Raw genomic sequence first — 17,098 nt, 5'->3', positions numbered from 1 at the left:
CTTCCCTCGCTCACCAACTCTCAAAAAGCCGCGACCGCCGGTCGCGGGCACGCTACTCAATCGCCTGAATTTCCGCATCGTCCGGAAATAATTCTTTCGCCGCCCTCACAAAATCATCGTCGGCCTTGCTGAAATCGCCCCGACCCTGCACCACGCCCTCGCGAACGACCGCCAGATCGCCGCAGTGGAAGCAAAAGTAGACGTCGACGCGCTCCTCATCTCGAAAGAACGACAGCATCACGCCGTAAACCGGCAGTCCGCACGCCTTGGCCGCATCCACCTCGTACGTCGCCGTTGCTAGTAATCGCTCCGTGAGTATTTGTACGAGCGGTTCCGGAACCTGCGTCGAGGCAGCGGCGACGACATAGTCAGTCGGCAATATGTCGTCATTAGGATATTCGACCCCCGCCGGCAAATGAACGCGACGCGCTTCAACCCGTGCCGCTGTGCGAACGACTTCCATATTCGCTGCGCTGTTGAACACCTGCATGAGCGGCGACCGAGGGGCTACGGCGACGTATGCGGCGCCGATGATCGCGGCGAGTGCGACCAAGGCGAGTAAGCGTTTCAGCGAGATTTTGAATCGCGATGCGTCGTTCATTTAGCCGCGGACGAGTTGAAAGCAGGTGATGCGAACAGTTGGCGCGATTGCCACGCCGGCTATCGGCGTTGCCGCTACCGCTCACGCGCGGCTCAACTACTTCAGCGCCTGAATCTCCGTATCCCCAGGAAACAACTCCTGCGCGATCGCGATCAACCTCGGCCCCGACGGATCAAAATCGGCCTTGCGATTCGTCCCGTCGCTCCGCGTCACCGCCAACTCGCGGCATTTAAAGAAAACGTAAACATCCACTTCATCGCCGCCGCTGATGAACGAAAACTTCACGCCATAATCAGGCGGGCCGCATTCCCTGATGATGGGAGCGAAGAACCGATAGCTCCCCGGCGTCGCGAGCAACTGTTGCAATTCGTACGCGGCGCCGCGCGACAATTCGACGGGATCGCCGACGACTTGAAACTCCCCTGGCGCCGCCGCCTCCACCGGCATTCCCGCCTGCCACTGCGCGGGCGGCATCAGCCGCCAGGCGGTCACTTCAGTCGCATTCTGCAACATCGCGACACGGTCGAAGCCGCCGTAGAGTTGCGACAGTCGCCAACGAATCATTCCCTCGTAAGTCGCCCAGCCCAGCGCGACAACTGCCGCGAGGATGACGAACCGTCTCAGCGAGAAGAATCGTCTGCGGGCTGCCGGAGTCGACATAGGCGTTTGCACAGGGTGGCCGAAAATCGCGCGAGGCGCGGACGACTAATTTCGCGATAATGGGAGCATTGTAGCGACTGTCCCGGCAACCGGTGCGCGCTGAGTTCTCGTTCCCACGCTCCGCGTGGAAACGCACTCCCCGCCGCTCCGCGGCAGTCCAGTCATGTGGTTCGAAGCAACTCAAGACGCTTCCGTTTCGCGACGCAGAGCGTCGAAGTCGACGTTACCACGCGGAGCGTGGGAACGAGGAACAAAGAAGGAACCGCTTCGCTTAGTGTCGCGTCGCATCCGCGAAAAATGAGCAAAACGGCTGCTAACTCGAACAATAGAAGGGACTTACGTTGTGTCGCCTAAAATCGCATTTCGCGTCGCCAAGCGACACGACACGACGACTAGCCTTCTTCCCACCCTCTGCGTGAGAACGTCGCCAACGCCGCTCTGCGGCAAGCAAGCCAAGGCGCGTGCGGAGGGCGTGCCACATACTACGACACGCGACGCAGAGCGTCGGAAGTGGCGTTCCCACGCGGAGCGTGGGAACGAGGGCGTACATCTTCATAAACGCAAAGCCTACGCCGCCGAAAAACGACTGCCGACGGCTCGCGCGGTTTTGCGAACCAGCGACCGGTACTTCTGCCGCACGTCGAGGTAGCTCCAGAAGAGATACAGATTCCCGAACGCCGAGCCGAACAGCATCACCCACGCCACCAAGGCGATGAACGCATTGTCACGCCCGCCGGCGGGGGACCCAGTGGTCGCCGTGTTCGCGGCGTTCGCCGACGGTTGGTTCGGCGTCTGGCCGGGGCCGGCCAGTTGTCCGTTGGTCTGCTGATTCGGTCGTGTGGTATTGAAGATGTCGCGATTCATCGTCGCCGGCGGGGTCGTCTGCCCGGTCGAGGCGTGCGTTGCGGGCGTGCCTGTTCCAGTCCCCGTCGCGCCGGCGAGTTCGTCGAGCGGGCGGTTTGGGTTCTGGTTCATCATTCCCACGCTGATGGCGGGCGCCCCAGTGTTCGATGGCGAGAGCGTCGAACCAGCGCCAGCGAGATTCGTTTCGGAAGCGAGCGGAGGAGCCGATGGGATGGGCGAGTCGCCCGACCACTGCGAACCGACGCCGCCGAACGGCCGCGTCTGCCCGTTGGCGAGATCGCCCTGTGGCGGCAGGACGCCGGTTCCAGGTGTGCTGCTCGTCGATCCTGTGGTCGTGGCTGGCACGCGCGGATCGGCGACCCCTTGCCATGGGTTGCTGGTCGCTGTGTTGTTGGTTGCCGTGTTGTTGACGCCGCCCATTCCGTTTGTTGGGGGTTGGCCGGCCGCAAAGTTATCGGTGTTCCACTCGTTTGCAGCAGGCGCACCATTCGACGGCTGCTGCTGTTGTTGCTGTGAGAACTGCGTCGTCGGCTGCGTTCCGCCATTGCCTGTGTTGCCGAAGCCGTTCGTCCCTTGGTTCGCCAGCGGCGCGGCGGCGGGGAATGGGGCCGTTGCGGTGTTGTTCCATGTGTTGCCGTTCGTCGCCGACGGAGCAGGGGCCTGCACGTTCGACTGCAGCGGAGTGCTCGTGGGGAGCGGGTCTTGATTCCAGTTATTCGCCGCTTGCGAGTCGCCGTACACCGCGGGCGGAGCGCCGTTCATTGCGGAACCCGTTGCCGGCGGAGCGACCGCGGCGAGCGGAGCCGCTTGGTTGCGAACGTCTCGCGACGTTGCCGCGGGCTGCCGTGCTTGGGGATTCCGCAATTGGTCGATCACGCTGCTCGTTCGCTCGCCAAGCGATGCCGCAGCATTCTGAGCGTTCTGCTGCAATTGGTTGGAGGCGTTGTTAAAACCTTGCTGAACCGAGTTGCCAAGTTGAGTTTGCAGGTTCTGGGCGGCGTTGTTCACCGCGGTGGTCGCAGGGCCGGCGACATTATCGTTCCAGGCCTGCGTGCCGCTCGCGACGGCATTGTCGAACAGCGCCTGGCTAGATGGGGCCGGAGTCGAGCCGCTGTTCCAGGCTTCAGTCGCCGCGTTGCTCACGGCGTTGGCCGCCGCCGTTGCCTGCTGCGAAAGTTGCTGCGGAACTTCGCTGTAGGGGTTGTAGGCTGTCGACCCGACGGCGTTCTGTCCACGGACGACGATCGACTCCTCGGCGGCGAGTTCCGGCTTAGCCATGGTGGCTGCGACCACCGGCTTGAGCCGCGTTACCATCCGCTCGCGCGGGGGAGCGCCGTCGCCAATCACCACACGCACCCGGCCGATCGGGCGGATATCGTCGGGGACTTCACCGACGATGGGGATCGACTTTCCAGAGGCCAGCGTTGCGGCGAGTTCTTCGTCAACCTGGACGATATATTCGTACCGCTCGCTTCCGTCCGGCATTGGCTGCCAGCCAAAACCGACCGCGGCGATCAACGCGAAAAGCGCAGCTCCGTCCATTTCCATCGACCCTTTACATCCATGCGGCGCGCGGGGGTGTCGCGCGAACGCCGTCAGTCTACCGGAAAGCCGAAAATCGGCCTAGACAGGCCTGCCAGCACCCGCAGGCGGTTGACGCCGCCGAGACGGGGAGCAATTCTGGAGGATTCATGCTATCGTTGTGGCTCGTCCAGGGCGCCTGCCAGCCCCCGGAACGACGCTGAGGCGGCACGTTTTTCATCCCCGCGAAGGTTTGCAAGCAAATGGTCTGCGCCATGTCGGCCGAGTCGATTCTGGAGTCGCCCCACGGCGACGTCGCCCCCCTCTTCGCCCGTAACCTCAACGGGACGTCGGAATTGGGCGATCGGCCATGGACCTTCGACGAAACGCCCAGCGACTTCACAGGCGAATCGACCGCTAGCGAAACATCCGAAGGGGACGATCCCTTCGACGACTTCGAAGACGACGACTTCGACGACGATTTCGACGACGACTTCGAAGAAGATTGGGAAGACGACCTCACCGAGGATGAGGAGTTCCCCGATACCTTCGGCGGCGCCGAGCCCGACGAAGACATCAAGGAAAAGGACGACGAGGACGAAGACTCGCCGTTCGCCGACGACCCCGACTTCGACGACGCCTAGCAGCGTCGCGTCGTGCCGAGCGCCCCTGAGCCCCCGGTTCTTCAAACCGGGGGCGTTTGATTCCGCGCTCAACGGACGCGCCGCGTTAAACGCGCCGCCGCCCGCGCACCAACCCGAGCGCCGCGAGTCCCCCCAGGAACGCGGTAGTCGGCTCCGGCACGGTTGCCGCCGGCGCTCCGCCGACGTTCAACGCCGACCAACCATAGTTGCGTTGCCATGCGAGGAAGTCGGCGCCATCGACGTCGCCATCTCCGTCGGCGTCGCCATTGGCCGCGGTCGCTCCGGTCGTCGTGCCGAAGCCCGTCTTCCAAGCGGCAAGGTCCGTACCGTCGACCTTTGCATCCGCATTGAAGTCGCCGGGCGTCAGGGCGTTGGTCACGATCCGGTAGACGGAGCCGCTAAGGTAGGTGAGGTAGATGTTGCCGTTCGCATCTTCAACGATCGACGAAAGGCCGCCAGGCGAGCCAGTGTCGACTGGCAGCTGAGGCGTGACGTACGTAACGACTTGCGGAGAAGTCTCCGTCGCTGGTCGGAGGGTCCAGAGTCGATTGCTGCCATAGTCGCCGAAGAAGTAGAGCCCTTGCAGTTCCGGATCGGGACCACGGTACGGAACGCCGCCGATGACCGTAGTGCCGACGAAATCGGCCTCAGCAGGCGTGAGCGTGCTATCGCCGGGACGTTTGTAGTCCCAGACGGGATCGATGACGCCGGTCGGCTTGGGTCCTCCAACCGAGGGCGTCTGAATCAATCCTTCTCGAATCCGCCAACCGTAGTTTTCACCCCCTTGGCTATTGCCGGGTTGGAAATCTATTTCCTCTCGCCGGTCTTGGCCGACGTCGCCGATCCACAAATCCCCGGTCGCGCGATCGAAGCCAGCGCGGTAAGGATTGCGGAGCCCGTAGGCCCAAATCTCGTCGTCGCCAGTCGGATTCGTGGCGCCGGGAGTGGCAGGGGCGAACGGATTGCCCGGCGATTCGGCCGTATCGTATGGAATCCCGTAGTTCTTGTTCGCGTCCGCGGGGAAGTCGTCGCGATCAACGTCGACGCGCAACATCTTGCCCAGGAAGTTGGACGTGAGGTCCTGCGCATTGCCTCCGGGTTCGGTGTGCCCCGTTCCCTGGTCGTTACCATTCCCGCCGTCTCCCAAGGCGACGTACAGATACCCGTCGTTGGGACTGAAGCCAATGAAGCCGCCGTTGTGATTAGCCTGCGGCTGCGGCCAACTCAGAATCGGAGTGAACGCTGTGTTGGCCGTGTTCGATGTGGCGCTCGGCGCCGTGTACTCGCGGATGTAAGAGCTGAACGGCGTGTTGGGATCGGAGTCGTTCGCAGTCACATAAGCGTAGAACTTGCGGTTCGTTTGGAAGTCGGGATGGAACGCGAGCCCCAACAGCCCTCCCTCGGTGTTTGTGTTGACGCCGGGGATCGAGAGGAACGGCGTCGGCTCCAGCAATCCGGTTTGGAGGTTGAGGATCCGAATCGCCGCCGTCGCGTTGCTTGCCGAACCGGCGCCACGTTCAGCGATAAACAGCCGCGTCGAATCGCCGGGTGCGAATGTGGCGAACATAGGCGCATTCAGGCCCGTCGCGACTAGCTTGCGACCGACGATGCCGGCTTCTGTTTCGGTCGCGAGCCCGCCAATGCCGGCGAGTGCGGCAACCATTGGCGCTGCCTGCAGCCATTTTCCGGCCGACTGGTTCCTAAGCGCGCAGCCCGGCTGCAAAAACGGCAAAAACTTCATGGCGTCGTCCCTAAGTTGCACCCAATAACCCGCGAACCGCCAGTATCAGGCCGAGTCGGCCTGGAAGCAAGCAGTTCGGCGGGGCAGAGTGCAAACGACGCGCCCAGGCAGCACAGCCGTTAAACGGCCGATCCGGCAGCGGGTTGTTGCTCGGGCTGCGTGGCGGCCGGCGCCTGCACGCCCCCTGCGACTCGCCGTTCGTCGAGCTGAGCAGCCGCCTGGCTGATCTTCGCAAAGTCGACTTCGCGGGCGATGAACGCTTCGACCACTTCGGGATCAAACTGCGAGCCGTAGTGCGAGACGATCCACTCGCGGGCCTCGGCGTGGCTTGCCGCAGGGCGATACTCGCGGTGCGAGGTGAGAGCGTCGTACACGTCGGCCAGGGCGACAATCCGCGCGGCCAACGGGATGTCCTTCCCCTGCAGTCCGTAGGGGTAGCCGCTGCCGTCCCATTGTTCGTGGTGGGCGGCGGCGACTTCGCGGGCGAAGGTAAGAAATTGGTCGTTGTCGCCGAGCATCCGCTCGACCGAGGCGAGGCACTCGTCGCCGAGGACGGTGTGCATCTGCATGGCGCGCCGTTCGGCGGCGGTCAGCTTACCGAGCTTCAAGATCACCGCGTCGGGGACGCCCATCTTGCCAACGTCGTGCAGCGCCGACGCGATGGCGAGGTTAGCGACGTAGTGGTGGTCGATTTTCGAGTTGTGCTTGGCGAGCTCACTGGCGAGGACCGTCACGTAGGTCCGCAGCCGTTCGAGGTGCTGGCCAGCATCCTTGTCGCGCGACTCAGCGAGCTTCGCCAAACCGAACACGACGGCGTTGCGGCTCCGTTGCAACCCGAGCGTGCGACGTTCGACTTCGCGTTCAAGCGACGAGCTGACTTCCAGCAGCGTGCTATCGAACCGTCGAACCAGGAAGATCGTGCACAGCGCCGTGGCGCCAACGACGGCGCCAGTGAGCACGAAGCCGACCTGAATCATTGGAGTCACAAGTTCCGCCGACAGTCGATTGACGCTCGCGTCTGAGAGCGAGACGACAATCGCCGCCTCGTGCTGTGGGACGTTCAAAGCGGTTACCGCGTACGGCTGGCCCGCGAATTCCGACATGCCGGAGACGAACGACTGCTTTCCCTCGCCTTTGTCCTGAGTCAGGGCGGCGAGCAGCGGTTGCGGGGAGCCCTTGCCAGACTGCAGCGTCTCCGTCGTGAGAGCCGTTCCCGCTTTGATGCCCGCAGGCGCCGCGAGCGTCGCGGCGATGACCTTGCCGTCGGCCGTTCGGACGATCGAGACGAATCCATCGTGAGGAACGTTGAGTTGTTCGACGAGGCGCTGGAGCGAGTCTTTGCTCCCTGGCGCGTCGACTGGTTGCTGCAAATCGGCGAGATCGGACGATTGCCGGGCGATGGTCAGCGCAAGCGATTCCGCCTGGAGCGTCACCGAGCGATGGATGATCTGATTGAACGCGGCGTGAAGCCACTGCGACGCCCACAACACCCCGAACGCCATGCAGCCGAGTTGGCTCATGACGAGCATCGCGATCAGAACTTGCCGCCGTTTGATATACATAGTCTCTCTCCCAACCAACGGCTGCCAACGACCGTGGCGAGGCGCGCGCATAGCGCCGCCGTTACGAAATTTGCCGAAGGTATTACCGGCCCTACCAAAACCTAGCTCGCGATTTGCCGTAAAGCGCACGCACCCCGCCAAAACACGCCGAGCCGAATCGTTGCGAACGGTGCAATCGGACCGACGATTTTGCGTCGTTGCGCTTATTTCGACACGGTTCGAGCGAGGCAAGCGGGACGTCGGTCGAGTGGCGCGTTGGCCGAGCGGCGCCTCAGCCGCTGGTTGCAAGAGCCAGCGAAGTGATACAATGCGAACATGCCGCACGCGCTTCGCTCTTTTCACCAAGCGAGCGGCTTGGAATCGGCGTCGCGCCGACGCCAGCTTTCGCCCCGCTCACAGGTCCAGGCAGGAGAATCACGTCTATGGCCACGGTGACTGAAAAGTTCGCCCGTCCGCAAGTTCGTCAGACGCAGTGCTTCATCGGCGGCGAATGGGTGCCCGCGAAGAGCGGCAAGACCTTCGAGACGGTCCACCCCGCGACGGAAGAAGTGATCGCCGAAGTCGCCGAAGGCGATAAGGCCGACATCGACGCTGCGGTAAAGGCGGCCCGCGCGCAGTTCGACGGCGGCGAGTGGTCGAAGATGGACGCCCGCGATCGCGGCATCCTGATGAACAAGTTCGCCGACCTGCTCGAAGAGGAAGCCGACGAACTCGCGGCGATCGAGACGCTCGACAACGGCAAGCCGATTCGCGACGCCCGCGGCGCCGACATTCCATTGGTGATCGACTGCATTCGCTACTACGCCGGGTGGGCCGACAAGATCCAAGGCGCCACGATCCCGGTTCGCGGCGACTACTTCACCTACACCCGCCGCGAGCCGGTGGGTGTCGTCGGTCAGATCATCCCCTGGAACTTCCCCGCGCTGATGACGGCCTGGAAGTGGGGCCCCGCGTTGGCGGCGGGCTGCACGATCGTCATGAAGCCGGCCGAGCAAACGCCGCTCAGCTGCTTGCGGATGGCTCGCCTCGCCCAGAAGGCCGGCATTCCTGACGGCGTGATCAACGTTGTCCCGGGCTACGGTCCGACCGCTGGCGCCGCGCTCGTAAAGCATCCCGGCGTTGATAAGATCGCCTTCACCGGCGAAGGGACGACCGCGAAGATCATCCAACGCGAAGCGCTCGAAACGATGAAGCGGGTCACGTTCGAACTCGGCGGCAAGAGCCCGAACGTCGTGTTCGCCGACGCCGACATCGACGCCGCGGTCGACGGGGCCCACTTCGGCCTCTACTTCAACCAAGGTCAATGCTGCTGTGCCGGCAGCCGGCTCTTCGTTGAAGACAGCATTCACGACGAGTTCGTCGACCGCCTGAAGTCAAAGAACCACGAGCGGAAGCTGGGCGATCCTTTTGATCCCGAGACCGAGCAAGGTCCGCAGATCGACAAGGCGCAGTTCGACAAGATTCTCAAGTACGTCGAGTACGGAAAGCAAGATGGGGCCAAGCTCATCAGCGGCGGCAAGCGGCACGGCGACGAAGGCTTTTACATCGAGCCGACGCTCTTCGCCGGCGTGACCGACGACATGCGGATCGCGACCGACGAGATCTTTGGCCCTGTGCTGAGCGTGCTGAAGTTCAGCGACGTCGACGAAATCGCCCGGCGGGCCAACGCCGGCAACTTCGGCCTCGCGGCCGCCGTGTGGAGCCGTGACATCGGCAAGGCCCACCGCCTGGCCGCCCGCTTGCGGGCCGGCACGGTGTGGATCAATTGCTACGATGTCTTCGACGCCGGCGCGCCGTTCGGCGGATTCAAAGAGAGCGGTCTTGGCCGTGAACTCGGCGAAGCTGGCCTACAGGCGTACACAGAAACGAAGACGGTCACCGTGGCGCTGAGCTAGCGCGGCCGTTCGCGGTCCGCTTTAGCCCCGGGCTCCACCCGGGGGGGCTACCACGTCGCGCAACGTTGCCAAACGGAATGGATACCGACCCCCGGGCGGAGCCCGGGGCTAGAACGTAAACAAAACGGGGCCTTGCTGAATGCTCAGCAAGGCCCCGTTTTTTGTTGAATCAAGTTGGTTATCAGCAGCGAACTACCGGCGAGTCGTCTCGCCGCCGCTCGTGCTTAGGGCCAGTTGCCCGAAGAACCGCTCGCCGCCGCGGACGATGTCGAACCGCACCGGGCCCAACTTCGCCACAGCGTCAGCACGGTTCAGAATGAACTGCACGTCTTCTTCGCTGGTGGTGTACCAGCGGTGAATTTGCACGAGGATGTCGCCGGCGACGACGCCTTGAGTCGAGGCCGAGCTGCCAGGCTTCACCGAGACGACCCGCATGCCGCCGTCGAGCGGCAAGCCGCGATCGGTCAGCGTGCTCTTCGAGACTGGTTCTAGCGTCAGCCCGAAAGCATCCCATGTTGCCTGTTGGAAGGGCCCGAGTTGCGAGTTCGACTCGGCGACGCGGCTGCGGCCAGGGCCTGGTTTGGCGGCGACGATCATATCGAGTGCAACCTGTTGGCCATCGCGTTGCACGAGGACCGGCACCCGTTCGCCAGCGCGGCGTCCTAGCAAGGCGCGCTCCACGTCGAGCGGGCGGTCGATCGCAGTCGTTCCAATTTGCTCGAGCAAGTCGCCCCGTTGCAGGCCGCTGATTTCTGCAGGGCTGTCGCGTTCGATCCGGGCGATCGTCACCGGGCCCGTCGGACCGTCGGCCGCGAGCGGGGTGATGCCGTGCCAGTACGACTCAAGCTTCTCGACTTTGATCATCCGCGTCGCAACTTCAACCGCTTTGTCGACGGGAATAGCGAACCCGATCCCTTGGGCGCCGGCGCGAACGGCGACGTTCAGGCCGATCATGTCGCCGTCGAGGTTCATCAGCGGGCCGCCCGAATTACCGGGATTGATGCTGGCGTCGGTTTGAATCAGATCGAGATACTGCTGCGTTTCGTTCACCTGCACGTTGCGGTGCAACGCGCTGATGATGCCCGAGGTGACGGTGTGTTCGTAGCCGTAGGCGTTGCCGAGTGCGATAACCGTTTCGCCGGTCATCAGGTCTTGCGACGTGCCGATGTGGATGGTCGGCAGCGGTTGGGGCGTCTTGATGCGGATGACGGCGAGGTCCGTTTCGCGGTCGTTGGCGACCAACTGGGCGACGTAAGCCTGGCCGCCGTCGAGCGTCACGTTGATCTGCCGCACGCCGTCGACGACGTGGAAGTTGGTAAGGATGTAGCCGCGTGAGTCGATGACCACGCCGGTGCCCATGCCGTTGACTTCGCGGGAAGCCGGGGCAGCGCGACCGGCGACGAGCGGGTCGGTCACCGACTTCTGCCCCTGAATATTCACCACGGCTGGCGCTGCATTGCGAACCGCGGTCACCACCGGGGTCACCCGGTCGGCAGGCGACGCGACGGCATGCTGCGGCGGCAACGTACCGATGCTCACGGCCAAGGCGAGGGGCCACAGGGCGGGACGGGAGGCGCGGCGAGAAAGCAAGCGCAGGATGGGCATCGCGGGTCGTCCAATGTGGAAAGCCTGCCGGCGCTGTCTGGGGCAGCGGTCGGTAGACGCGGAACGAGTATCCGGCAGAGCCGGCTGACACATCGATGATCGGCGTACCCCTACGACACGCTTAAACGGCACAACCGGGACCGGTACACTCCACCTAGTTTGTCACGTTCGCTAGCGGGTTGTCGCACGGTGCGACATGAGTGGATTGCTTCCCTGTCATACCGACACGAATGTCATTCTGAGCGGAGCGAAGAATCTAGAAGCTTGGTTAGCGAGTGAGGTCCTGCGCTCTGCTCAGGATGACGGTGCGGTGTTCAATTTCTTGACTAACAAAAGACACGCGGCCCTCGAAATTTCTCGAGGGCCGCGTGCAAGGTGGTTTGATTCAGCGATCGCCTGGAGTGTTAGTCGTGCCCCGATACCGTCATCTGCGGACGCCAACCCATGTCGACGTTGCCGCGCTGCGGTTCCGGAGCGTCGGGCCGTGCGGGCGAGAGGACGTCTTGCGTCGGCACGGGCAGAAATTTTGGCGGCATCGGCGGGCGGAAGGTAGCCGGCGGCGGGCCGGGAACTGGCTTTTCGCAGAGTTTGTCGCCGATGCCGAACGGCAGAATCGGACAGGTGCGACATTGATTGCATTCAGGCCCGCATGTCACGGGACGCACCATGCGATCGCAGACCGCACAGCCCTCGCCGAAGCAGCGCGAGCAGCAGATGACGTCGTCAGCAAGTTCGCCGTGGTAAGCAGCTGCGGCCATGCGAATCGGCGGGCAGCCGTTGCATTCGCCGCAGTTGCAGTTGCTATTCCGTGCAGCCGTGCAGCCGCTCGCTGCGAGAAGCAGCAGGCACGCTAGCAAGCGGCGCAGCGGTAGATTGAACGACGACATAGCGCGAGATCCCCCCCGGTTCCTCACCTTCAAGATCGACCAACGGAGGCGGGAACTTCCGCACAATCGGCAAACTTCGTGCAAGCAGCCGCGCAAGCCCAGACGAGGCATGCGGGCCGCGGCCTACTTGCTATCGCTAGGGGGCGACTTGTAGAGCAGCTTCGGCAGAAATTGCAGGCCTAAGAAGATCGCTAAAATCGTCAGCAGCAGATGAGGCCAGTATTCGGCCAACGGAAACCCGACGGCGCCTCCCAGCCATCCGGCGACAAGCAAGCCGGGGACTAACAGCAGGAGCAGCCCGCATCCGAGCGCCGCCATCGTCCCTTTGAACGCCAACTGCTCGGTCAGCTGTTGATCGTGGACGTCGATCATGCGACCGCGGCGGAGGCTGATCTCGATCGAGTCAGTGAGTTCCATCGCCCGCAGCGCTTGCTGCCAGCTCGCATCGACGGCCTCTGCCGCGATGGCCGCGGTGAAGCGGTCCACCGCGCGGCGGGCGGGAGCGCTCGCCGGTTCGGCGACGAGGCCTGCGGCGTCGAACCAAAACGACTCGCGGCCGCGCTCGCCGATGAAATGGAGCGTGAGCCCCTCGGCCTCGGCCGGCGGTTCAACGCCCCAGCGCACGGGGAGTTCCGTGGCGCCGAGAAGCTGGACGCTCAGCGCAGAGTAGTCGGCCTCTGCCCCCGTGGAGGCATGGGCGCCGATGCGATTCAATTTTCCGCCGACGAACGCGAGTAAATCGACGTCACAGGCGAAGTGGTGGAGGACATTGTCGCGCGAGCGGTTGCTGAGCGCGCGGGTCGCGACGATTTGCTCGACGCGACCGAAACGGGGATGCCCCGCGACGACCCACTGTTCGACGCCGGCCAGCGACGAAGAGTCACGCAGTGGATTGTAGTAATGGAGCACGCCGTTCCCTTCGGTGCGCGACATGTCGATTTCGAAGTATGTCAGCACCGACGGAAAGAGGGGGAAGGTCGTCAGCATCGGCCGACCGAGGCGAGCGAATTCCTGCACTTGTCGAGTTCGCAGGTCGTCGGCGGCAGCGCCGCGGCCGACGATGATCGCATCGGCGGTTTCCGCGACGAGCAGGTCTTCCCACTCGTCGCCTTGATCGGCGCCGCCGGGCCAGACAACGTCGTCGTCGGGGGCGAGGGACAGATCGCCAGCCCAGGCCATTTCGTGCCCTGCCGCGAGCGCCGCCGCCAGCAGCGGTAGGCTTTGTGCATCGGCGCCGAGCAGGGCAAATTTCATGCTGGGCAGCCTAATCTACCGCCTGCGCCGCAACAACTAGGGCTGGTAGAAGTTCACTCCGTGCTACAATACCTCGTTCGCCGCGCGCTTCGCCGGGGCGGACCAGCTCAGCACTCAGTTCGCACTTGCGCGTGCGTCACCGGCAATGGACGACGACCATATGAAGGGATTCAATCTCCAATCCTTGCTGCGGGCGTTCCGGCTAGCCCGTCTACTCGCGAGCGGTTTGCTGGTTGGGACAATGACCTTGCCAGTTTCCCTGGCACAGACGCCAGATGACGAGCACGCTGCTGCGGAGAAGGCTGGACCAGCGGTTGAGCCGAGCGTCGCATCGCCTGAGCTAGCCCCGCCAGAAGTTTTGGCGGCGGTCAAAGAGCTCGATGGCGATCGATACGCCACGCGCCAAGCCGCGCAGCGTGAATTGATCGCGATCGGGGCGCCCGCGCTTGAATTGACTGCACAAACGGCGGCTGATGGGAGCCTAGAAGCAGCCACGCGATCGATCAGCATCTTGTGGACGTGGGCAAACTCCCCCGAGCAGTCGTTGGCGATCGCCTCGCTCGAAAAACTCTCCACGCTCGCCAATCGTCCCTTGGAAGCCTCTGAAGCCCAACGTCGGCTTGCCGACGTGCGCGAGGCGGCGGCGATCGCCGCGGTCAAGGAACTGGGCGGCTATGTCGAGATGGACCGCACCTTCGGGATGCTGGGCGGCTTCGGCACGCCGCTGCAAATTACGGTCAACAAAGACTGGAAGGGAGGGACAGGCGGGCTCACGCACATCGCCGCGATTCGCAATGCGACGACGCTTAGCCTGCACGGAGCGCCGCTCGGCGATGAAGCGGTGCCGGAGCTTGAGAAACTGACCAACGTGAAGCGGATGGAGTTTTTCGGCCAGAAGTTTACGCCGGAACTCGTCGACAAGGCGCGCGAGAAACTGCCGACGACGATCATCGACATCCGTAAGGGAGGCGCGCGCCTCGGCATCCGCGGTCTCGATTCTCAGGAGATTGTCGCGAACAGCCCCGCAGCGAAGGCGGGACTGATGGTGGGCGACAAGATTACTGAGTTTGAGGGGAAGCCAATCACCGAGTTCGACGAGCTGACGACCGAGATTTCCAATCGGCTCCCAGGCGACACCGTGACGATCAAATTTCTTCGCGGGGGAGAAACGCGCGAAGCAAAGGTCACCTTCGATCGCTGGGGCGACGACGCCGGCGCCGGGCGTGCGATTCCTGATGCGACTCCTGCGGAGCAAGGGTTGTTCGGACCAGCTCCGCGACTGGCGCCGATCCCGCGCGTCCCTTTCGGGCAGGAGGTTCCAACCCCCGCGGCGCCGGCCGATCCACTACCAAAGTAGACACGTGGAAGCCACCGGCTCCGCCGGTGGACGAACTGCCTGTTGGCCCCTGCTTGCTGCGTCCACCGGCGGAGCCGGTGGCTTCCACGTTACACGGCCAAGCCGAGTTCGATTCGCAGCTCCAAGTCGCGGAGATGCCCGCTGGCGTGGAGTTGGTCGACGAGCAGTTCGCACCCTCGTTCCGTGCGAACGCCAATCGTCCGTAACTCCGCCTTGGTAGCAGGGCAGAAGAACGTTACCTGCTTCGGCTTCAGGAGCGTGACCTCGACGCCGCTGCGGTGCCGCGTGTAACGAGCCGAGTAATCGACTCGGCGATAATTTTCGCTGTCATGCCAGTGTGATTCGATCTGCTGCATGATTTCTTTAGGGCTTGGTAGTTTCGCGAAGTGAGCGAAGCTCACGACGAAGCTTTCGAGGCGTTTGGAACGCCAACCGGAGAGCATTCTATGCACCGTTCCAGCTATCAGCAGCGTCAACTGAGAGCTCCACTCGGGGAACGCGGCGGACCGCATTCCCCGAGTGGGGGATTCGCTCGGCTTACGGCGACTGATCGATAAACATCGAGCCGTTGTCAGCCATGTTGAACATTGGCCGGTGCGGGTTGTTGCGCGTGTTCTGAGCCGCTCCGCCGAAGTGCCAGACCAGGTTCATGCCAATGTTCCAAGCTTCTTCCGTGGCGCCGATGAGGCCGGCGTCGCCGCTCGGAATCAGGTAGTTGAACCCAGTCTGCAGCGACCAGCGATCGCTGAACGGGACGTAAAAGTCGCCGCCGAAGATTGTTTCGTTGTCGTTCGAGAAGCCGACCCAGAACCGCATATCGCCCGCTTTGAAATTGTTGCGGAAGAAGAAGCGATACTGATCGACTGCCTGGAAATTGATCTCGCCGATCGTGCTGCTGTTCGTGTGGGTTGAGCCAAGGAAGCCGAACTCACGACCACGCTGCGTCTTCAAGCTGATCTCGTAGCGGATCTGTTGAAAGTTAGCGTCGACGAGCCAGTCGTCGGCCATGTAGTCCCACGCGGCGCCGAATTGCAGACCAGCCGGCACGCGACGGAAGAACCCAATCGTCACGAAGTCCTGGGCCCGATCATCGGTAACGCCGCCGGTGGTGCCGGAGAGATGGCTTTGCACGGCTTGGTAGCCGAGTTGGTAGCTGAGTTCAGGGAACAGCAGGCCGATGAGCGGGGCCTTGCCGCCGATGTTAATGCCTTCCTGAAAGCCGAAGTTGCCGTCGCCCGATCCGCCGAACAGCGGCGAATCACGCGGGCCTTTGAACCCGTGGACGCCGGCCCAGACCGACAAGTCGCGGAAACGCGGCAAGCAGACCGGGAAGCACCAGTAATCGGAGCCGCGGTTCACGCCGCTGCCGCAGTCGACGCACTCTTGCATCCCGCAGCCTGGTTCGAGCCCGCAACCAGCTTCGATGGCTCCGCAGTTCGCTTCGATCGTGCCGCAGCCAGGTTCAACGGCGCCGCACCCTGGTTCGCAAATGCCGCAGGTCGCTTCGCCGCAACCGCAAGTCGCTTCTTGCAGGCCGCAGCCGGGATCGCTGTTGCAGTCGGCGCAATAGCCGGCCGGCGCGGTGAACGACTCACGTTGGTGGTGGATCGGCGGGCCAAGTAGTGATTCGTCGTAGTCGAGCGCTGCGAAGTTCCGCATCCGTGAACGGTCGACCGTGGTGTAGGCCGCGGTTTCAACGCCGTTCGATTCGGGTTGAGTGAATGCCGGGCGAGCGGTCGTTCTGGCCGGAGCTTGCGCGACGGCAGGCGCCGGCAACGGGCGAGCAGCGCTCGCGAGCGGCTTGGCAACCTGCTGAATGGTTGGCGCGGCGGCAGGAGCCACGGCCGCTGGCGCTGCTTTGGCCTTAACCGGCGCCGGTTCAGCGGCGCTCTCAGCCGGCGCCGAGGCGCTGCGGAACTGGAGCGAGCTATTCGCAGCCGGGGCAGACGAGCTGCCTGGCTTGCGGAATTCCACTCCATGGGCCGCGCCGGTGATAGGCGACATCCACAGGGGAGCGGTGAAGAGCAGGACCCGGGCGACTCGGTTGTAGCTCAAGCGGGGGAATTTCATGAATCGAATCCCGCGGGGGTGGCCGAAGCCGCCGCCGCCTTGGTTCTCGACTCGGCCCAACCTTCCCAGCTTCGCGTGTGAGGCGAAATTTGCTGTGCAAATAGGTAGACCGCGTCTCGGGAGCCCCCCCGGGAATCAACGCGTAAGAGTGGTATCGGCCGGTCTTCGCCCCAACTTTCGGCAAAGTCATCACAATCGGAAAAAGTTCTCGAAATTGCCGGCGGGCTAGCTAGCAGGCGGCTGGGGCGAGCGGCGGTAATCAATCTTCCTGGTTTTGGCAGCTTCGCCGGTCGCTGCAACCTCGCCAAATTCTGCGGGAATTGGAGTGTCTACTTCTATGCTTTCTGCCGCAGCTGCGTCCCCTTCGTTGGTCACGGAATACGCACCCGCTGCAGGAAATAGGCAATCTGCCGGCATTTACTGCGGTGCGAACAGCG

At 63.4% G+C, this 17,098-nt stretch carries 13 protein-coding genes; 3 read left to right on the top strand and 10 right to left on the bottom strand.

Features of this window, described 5'->3' with window-relative positions:
- Positions 1 to 52: 52 nt before the first annotated feature.
- From ACQY7R_RS06500 to ACQY7R_RS06490, 3 genes are all read right to left on the bottom strand, one after another.
- Positions 53 to 601 (bottom strand): hypothetical protein, encoded by a 549-nt coding sequence (locus ACQY7R_RS06500; protein ID WP_428304778.1) that lies wholly within the window; start codon positions 599 to 601, stop codon positions 53 to 55.
- A gap of 96 nt (positions 602 to 697) precedes the next feature.
- Positions 698 to 1,261, bottom strand: coding sequence for a hypothetical protein (locus tag ACQY7R_RS06495; RefSeq protein WP_428304777.1), 564 nt, complete (start codon positions 1,259 to 1,261; stop codon positions 698 to 700).
- A gap of 567 nt (positions 1,262 to 1,828) precedes the next feature.
- A complete protein-coding gene (locus ACQY7R_RS06490) occupies positions 1,829 to 3,673 on the bottom strand; it encodes a hypothetical protein (protein WP_428304776.1) in 1,845 nt (614 codons plus the stop codon).
- A gap of 236 nt (positions 3,674 to 3,909) precedes the next feature.
- On the opposite strand from ACQY7R_RS06490, the gene ACQY7R_RS06485 reads away from it, so the two are divergent.
- A complete protein-coding gene (locus ACQY7R_RS06485) occupies positions 3,910 to 4,290 on the top strand; it encodes a hypothetical protein (RefSeq protein WP_428304775.1) in 381 nt (126 codons plus the stop codon).
- Between the two features lie 85 nt (positions 4,291 to 4,375).
- On the opposite strand, the gene ACQY7R_RS06480 is transcribed toward ACQY7R_RS06485, so the two are convergent.
- The gene (locus ACQY7R_RS06480; RefSeq protein WP_428304774.1) at positions 4,376 to 6,031 is read right to left on the bottom strand and encodes a PQQ-dependent sugar dehydrogenase; all 1,656 of its coding nucleotides are present in this window, start codon (positions 6,029 to 6,031) and stop codon (positions 4,376 to 4,378) included.
- A gap of 119 nt (positions 6,032 to 6,150) precedes the next feature.
- On the bottom strand, positions 6,151 to 7,593 hold the full coding sequence (locus ACQY7R_RS06475) for an HD-GYP domain-containing protein (protein WP_428304773.1): 1,443 nt from the start codon (positions 7,591 to 7,593) through the stop codon (positions 6,151 to 6,153).
- A gap of 422 nt (positions 7,594 to 8,015) precedes the next feature.
- Here ACQY7R_RS06475 and ACQY7R_RS06470 point away from each other — a divergent pair, with 422 nt between their 5' ends.
- Positions 8,016 to 9,488: an aldehyde dehydrogenase family protein gene (locus ACQY7R_RS06470; RefSeq protein WP_428304772.1), complete on the top strand. Its 1,473-nt coding sequence runs from the start codon at positions 8,016 to 8,018 to the stop codon at positions 9,486 to 9,488.
- Between the two features lie 192 nt (positions 9,489 to 9,680).
- On the opposite strand, the gene ACQY7R_RS06465 is transcribed toward ACQY7R_RS06470, so the two are convergent.
- The 3 genes from ACQY7R_RS06465 to ACQY7R_RS06455 all read right to left on the bottom strand — a co-directional run bounded on the left by ACQY7R_RS06465 (position 9,681) and on the right by ACQY7R_RS06455 (position 13,234).
- On the bottom strand, positions 9,681 to 11,093 hold the full coding sequence (locus ACQY7R_RS06465) for a trypsin-like peptidase domain-containing protein (protein WP_428304771.1): 1,413 nt from the start codon (positions 11,091 to 11,093) through the stop codon (positions 9,681 to 9,683).
- 404 nt (positions 11,094 to 11,497) lie between these two features.
- Positions 11,498 to 11,980 carry a hypothetical protein gene (locus ACQY7R_RS06460; RefSeq protein WP_428304770.1) on the bottom strand — a complete coding sequence of 161 codons (483 nt, stop codon included), beginning with the start codon at positions 11,978 to 11,980 and terminating at the stop codon, positions 11,498 to 11,500.
- A gap of 123 nt (positions 11,981 to 12,103) precedes the next feature.
- On the bottom strand, positions 12,104 to 13,234 hold the full coding sequence (locus tag ACQY7R_RS06455) for a hypothetical protein (protein ID WP_428304769.1): 1,131 nt from the start codon (positions 13,232 to 13,234) through the stop codon (positions 12,104 to 12,106).
- Between the two features lie 247 nt (positions 13,235 to 13,481).
- Between ACQY7R_RS06455 and ACQY7R_RS06450 the strand changes: the two genes are divergently transcribed.
- On the top strand, positions 13,482 to 14,591 hold the full coding sequence (locus ACQY7R_RS06450) for a PDZ domain-containing protein (protein WP_428304768.1): 1,110 nt from the start codon (positions 13,482 to 13,484) through the stop codon (positions 14,589 to 14,591).
- 89 nt (positions 14,592 to 14,680) lie between these two features.
- Here the strand turns inward: ACQY7R_RS06450 and ACQY7R_RS06445 are convergent, their stop codons facing one another.
- Entirely contained in the window at positions 14,681 to 15,034 is a 354-nt protein-coding gene (locus ACQY7R_RS06445; RefSeq protein WP_428304767.1) for a hypothetical protein, read from the bottom strand.
- A gap of 94 nt (positions 15,035 to 15,128) precedes the next feature.
- Positions 15,129 to 16,661 carry a DUF6666 family protein gene (locus tag ACQY7R_RS06440; protein WP_428304766.1) on the bottom strand — a complete coding sequence of 511 codons (1,533 nt, stop codon included), beginning with the start codon at positions 16,659 to 16,661 and terminating at the stop codon, positions 15,129 to 15,131.
- Between the last annotated feature and the right edge of the window lie 437 nt (positions 16,662 to 17,098).

Origin of the sequence: Lacipirellula sp. (genome assembly GCF_965279485.1) — a bacterium.
Taxonomy (GTDB): Bacteria; Planctomycetota; Planctomycetia; order Pirellulales; family Lacipirellulaceae; genus Lacipirellula.
This window is presented reverse-complemented; position numbering and strand designations above follow the sequence as displayed.

Bases quoted from the DNA above. Each gene is read 5' to 3' on its own strand.
- ACQY7R_RS06475 (WP_428304773.1), bottom strand. From the start codon at position 7,593: ATGTATATCAAACGGCGGCAAGTTCTGATCGCGATGCTCGTCATGAGC.
- ACQY7R_RS06465 (WP_428304771.1), bottom strand. From the start codon at position 11,093: ATGCCCATCCTGCGCTTGCTTTCTCGCCGCGCCTCCCGTCCCGCCCTG.
- ACQY7R_RS06485 (WP_428304775.1), top strand. From the start codon at position 3,910: ATGGTCTGCGCCATGTCGGCCGAGTCGATTCTGGAGTCGCCCCACGGC.
- ACQY7R_RS06490 (WP_428304776.1), bottom strand. From the start codon at position 3,673: ATGGAAATGGACGGAGCTGCGCTTTTCGCGTTGATCGCCGCGGTCGGT.
- ACQY7R_RS06460 (WP_428304770.1), bottom strand. From the start codon at position 11,980: ATGTCGTCGTTCAATCTACCGCTGCGCCGCTTGCTAGCGTGCCTGCTG.
- ACQY7R_RS06500 (WP_428304778.1), bottom strand. From the start codon at position 601: ATGAACGACGCATCGCGATTCAAAATCTCGCTGAAACGCTTACTCGCC.
- ACQY7R_RS06445 (WP_428304767.1), bottom strand. From the start codon at position 15,034: ATGCTCTCCGGTTGGCGTTCCAAACGCCTCGAAAGCTTCGTCGTGAGC.
- ACQY7R_RS06440 (WP_428304766.1), bottom strand. From the start codon at position 16,661: ATGAAATTCCCCCGCTTGAGCTACAACCGAGTCGCCCGGGTCCTGCTC.
- ACQY7R_RS06455 (WP_428304769.1), bottom strand. From the start codon at position 13,234: ATGAAATTTGCCCTGCTCGGCGCCGATGCACAAAGCCTACCGCTGCTG.
- ACQY7R_RS06495 (WP_428304777.1), bottom strand. From the start codon at position 1,261: ATGTCGACTCCGGCAGCCCGCAGACGATTCTTCTCGCTGAGACGGTTC.
- ACQY7R_RS06480 (WP_428304774.1), bottom strand. From the start codon at position 6,031: ATGAAGTTTTTGCCGTTTTTGCAGCCGGGCTGCGCGCTTAGGAACCAG.
- ACQY7R_RS06470 (WP_428304772.1), top strand. From the start codon at position 8,016: ATGGCCACGGTGACTGAAAAGTTCGCCCGTCCGCAAGTTCGTCAGACG.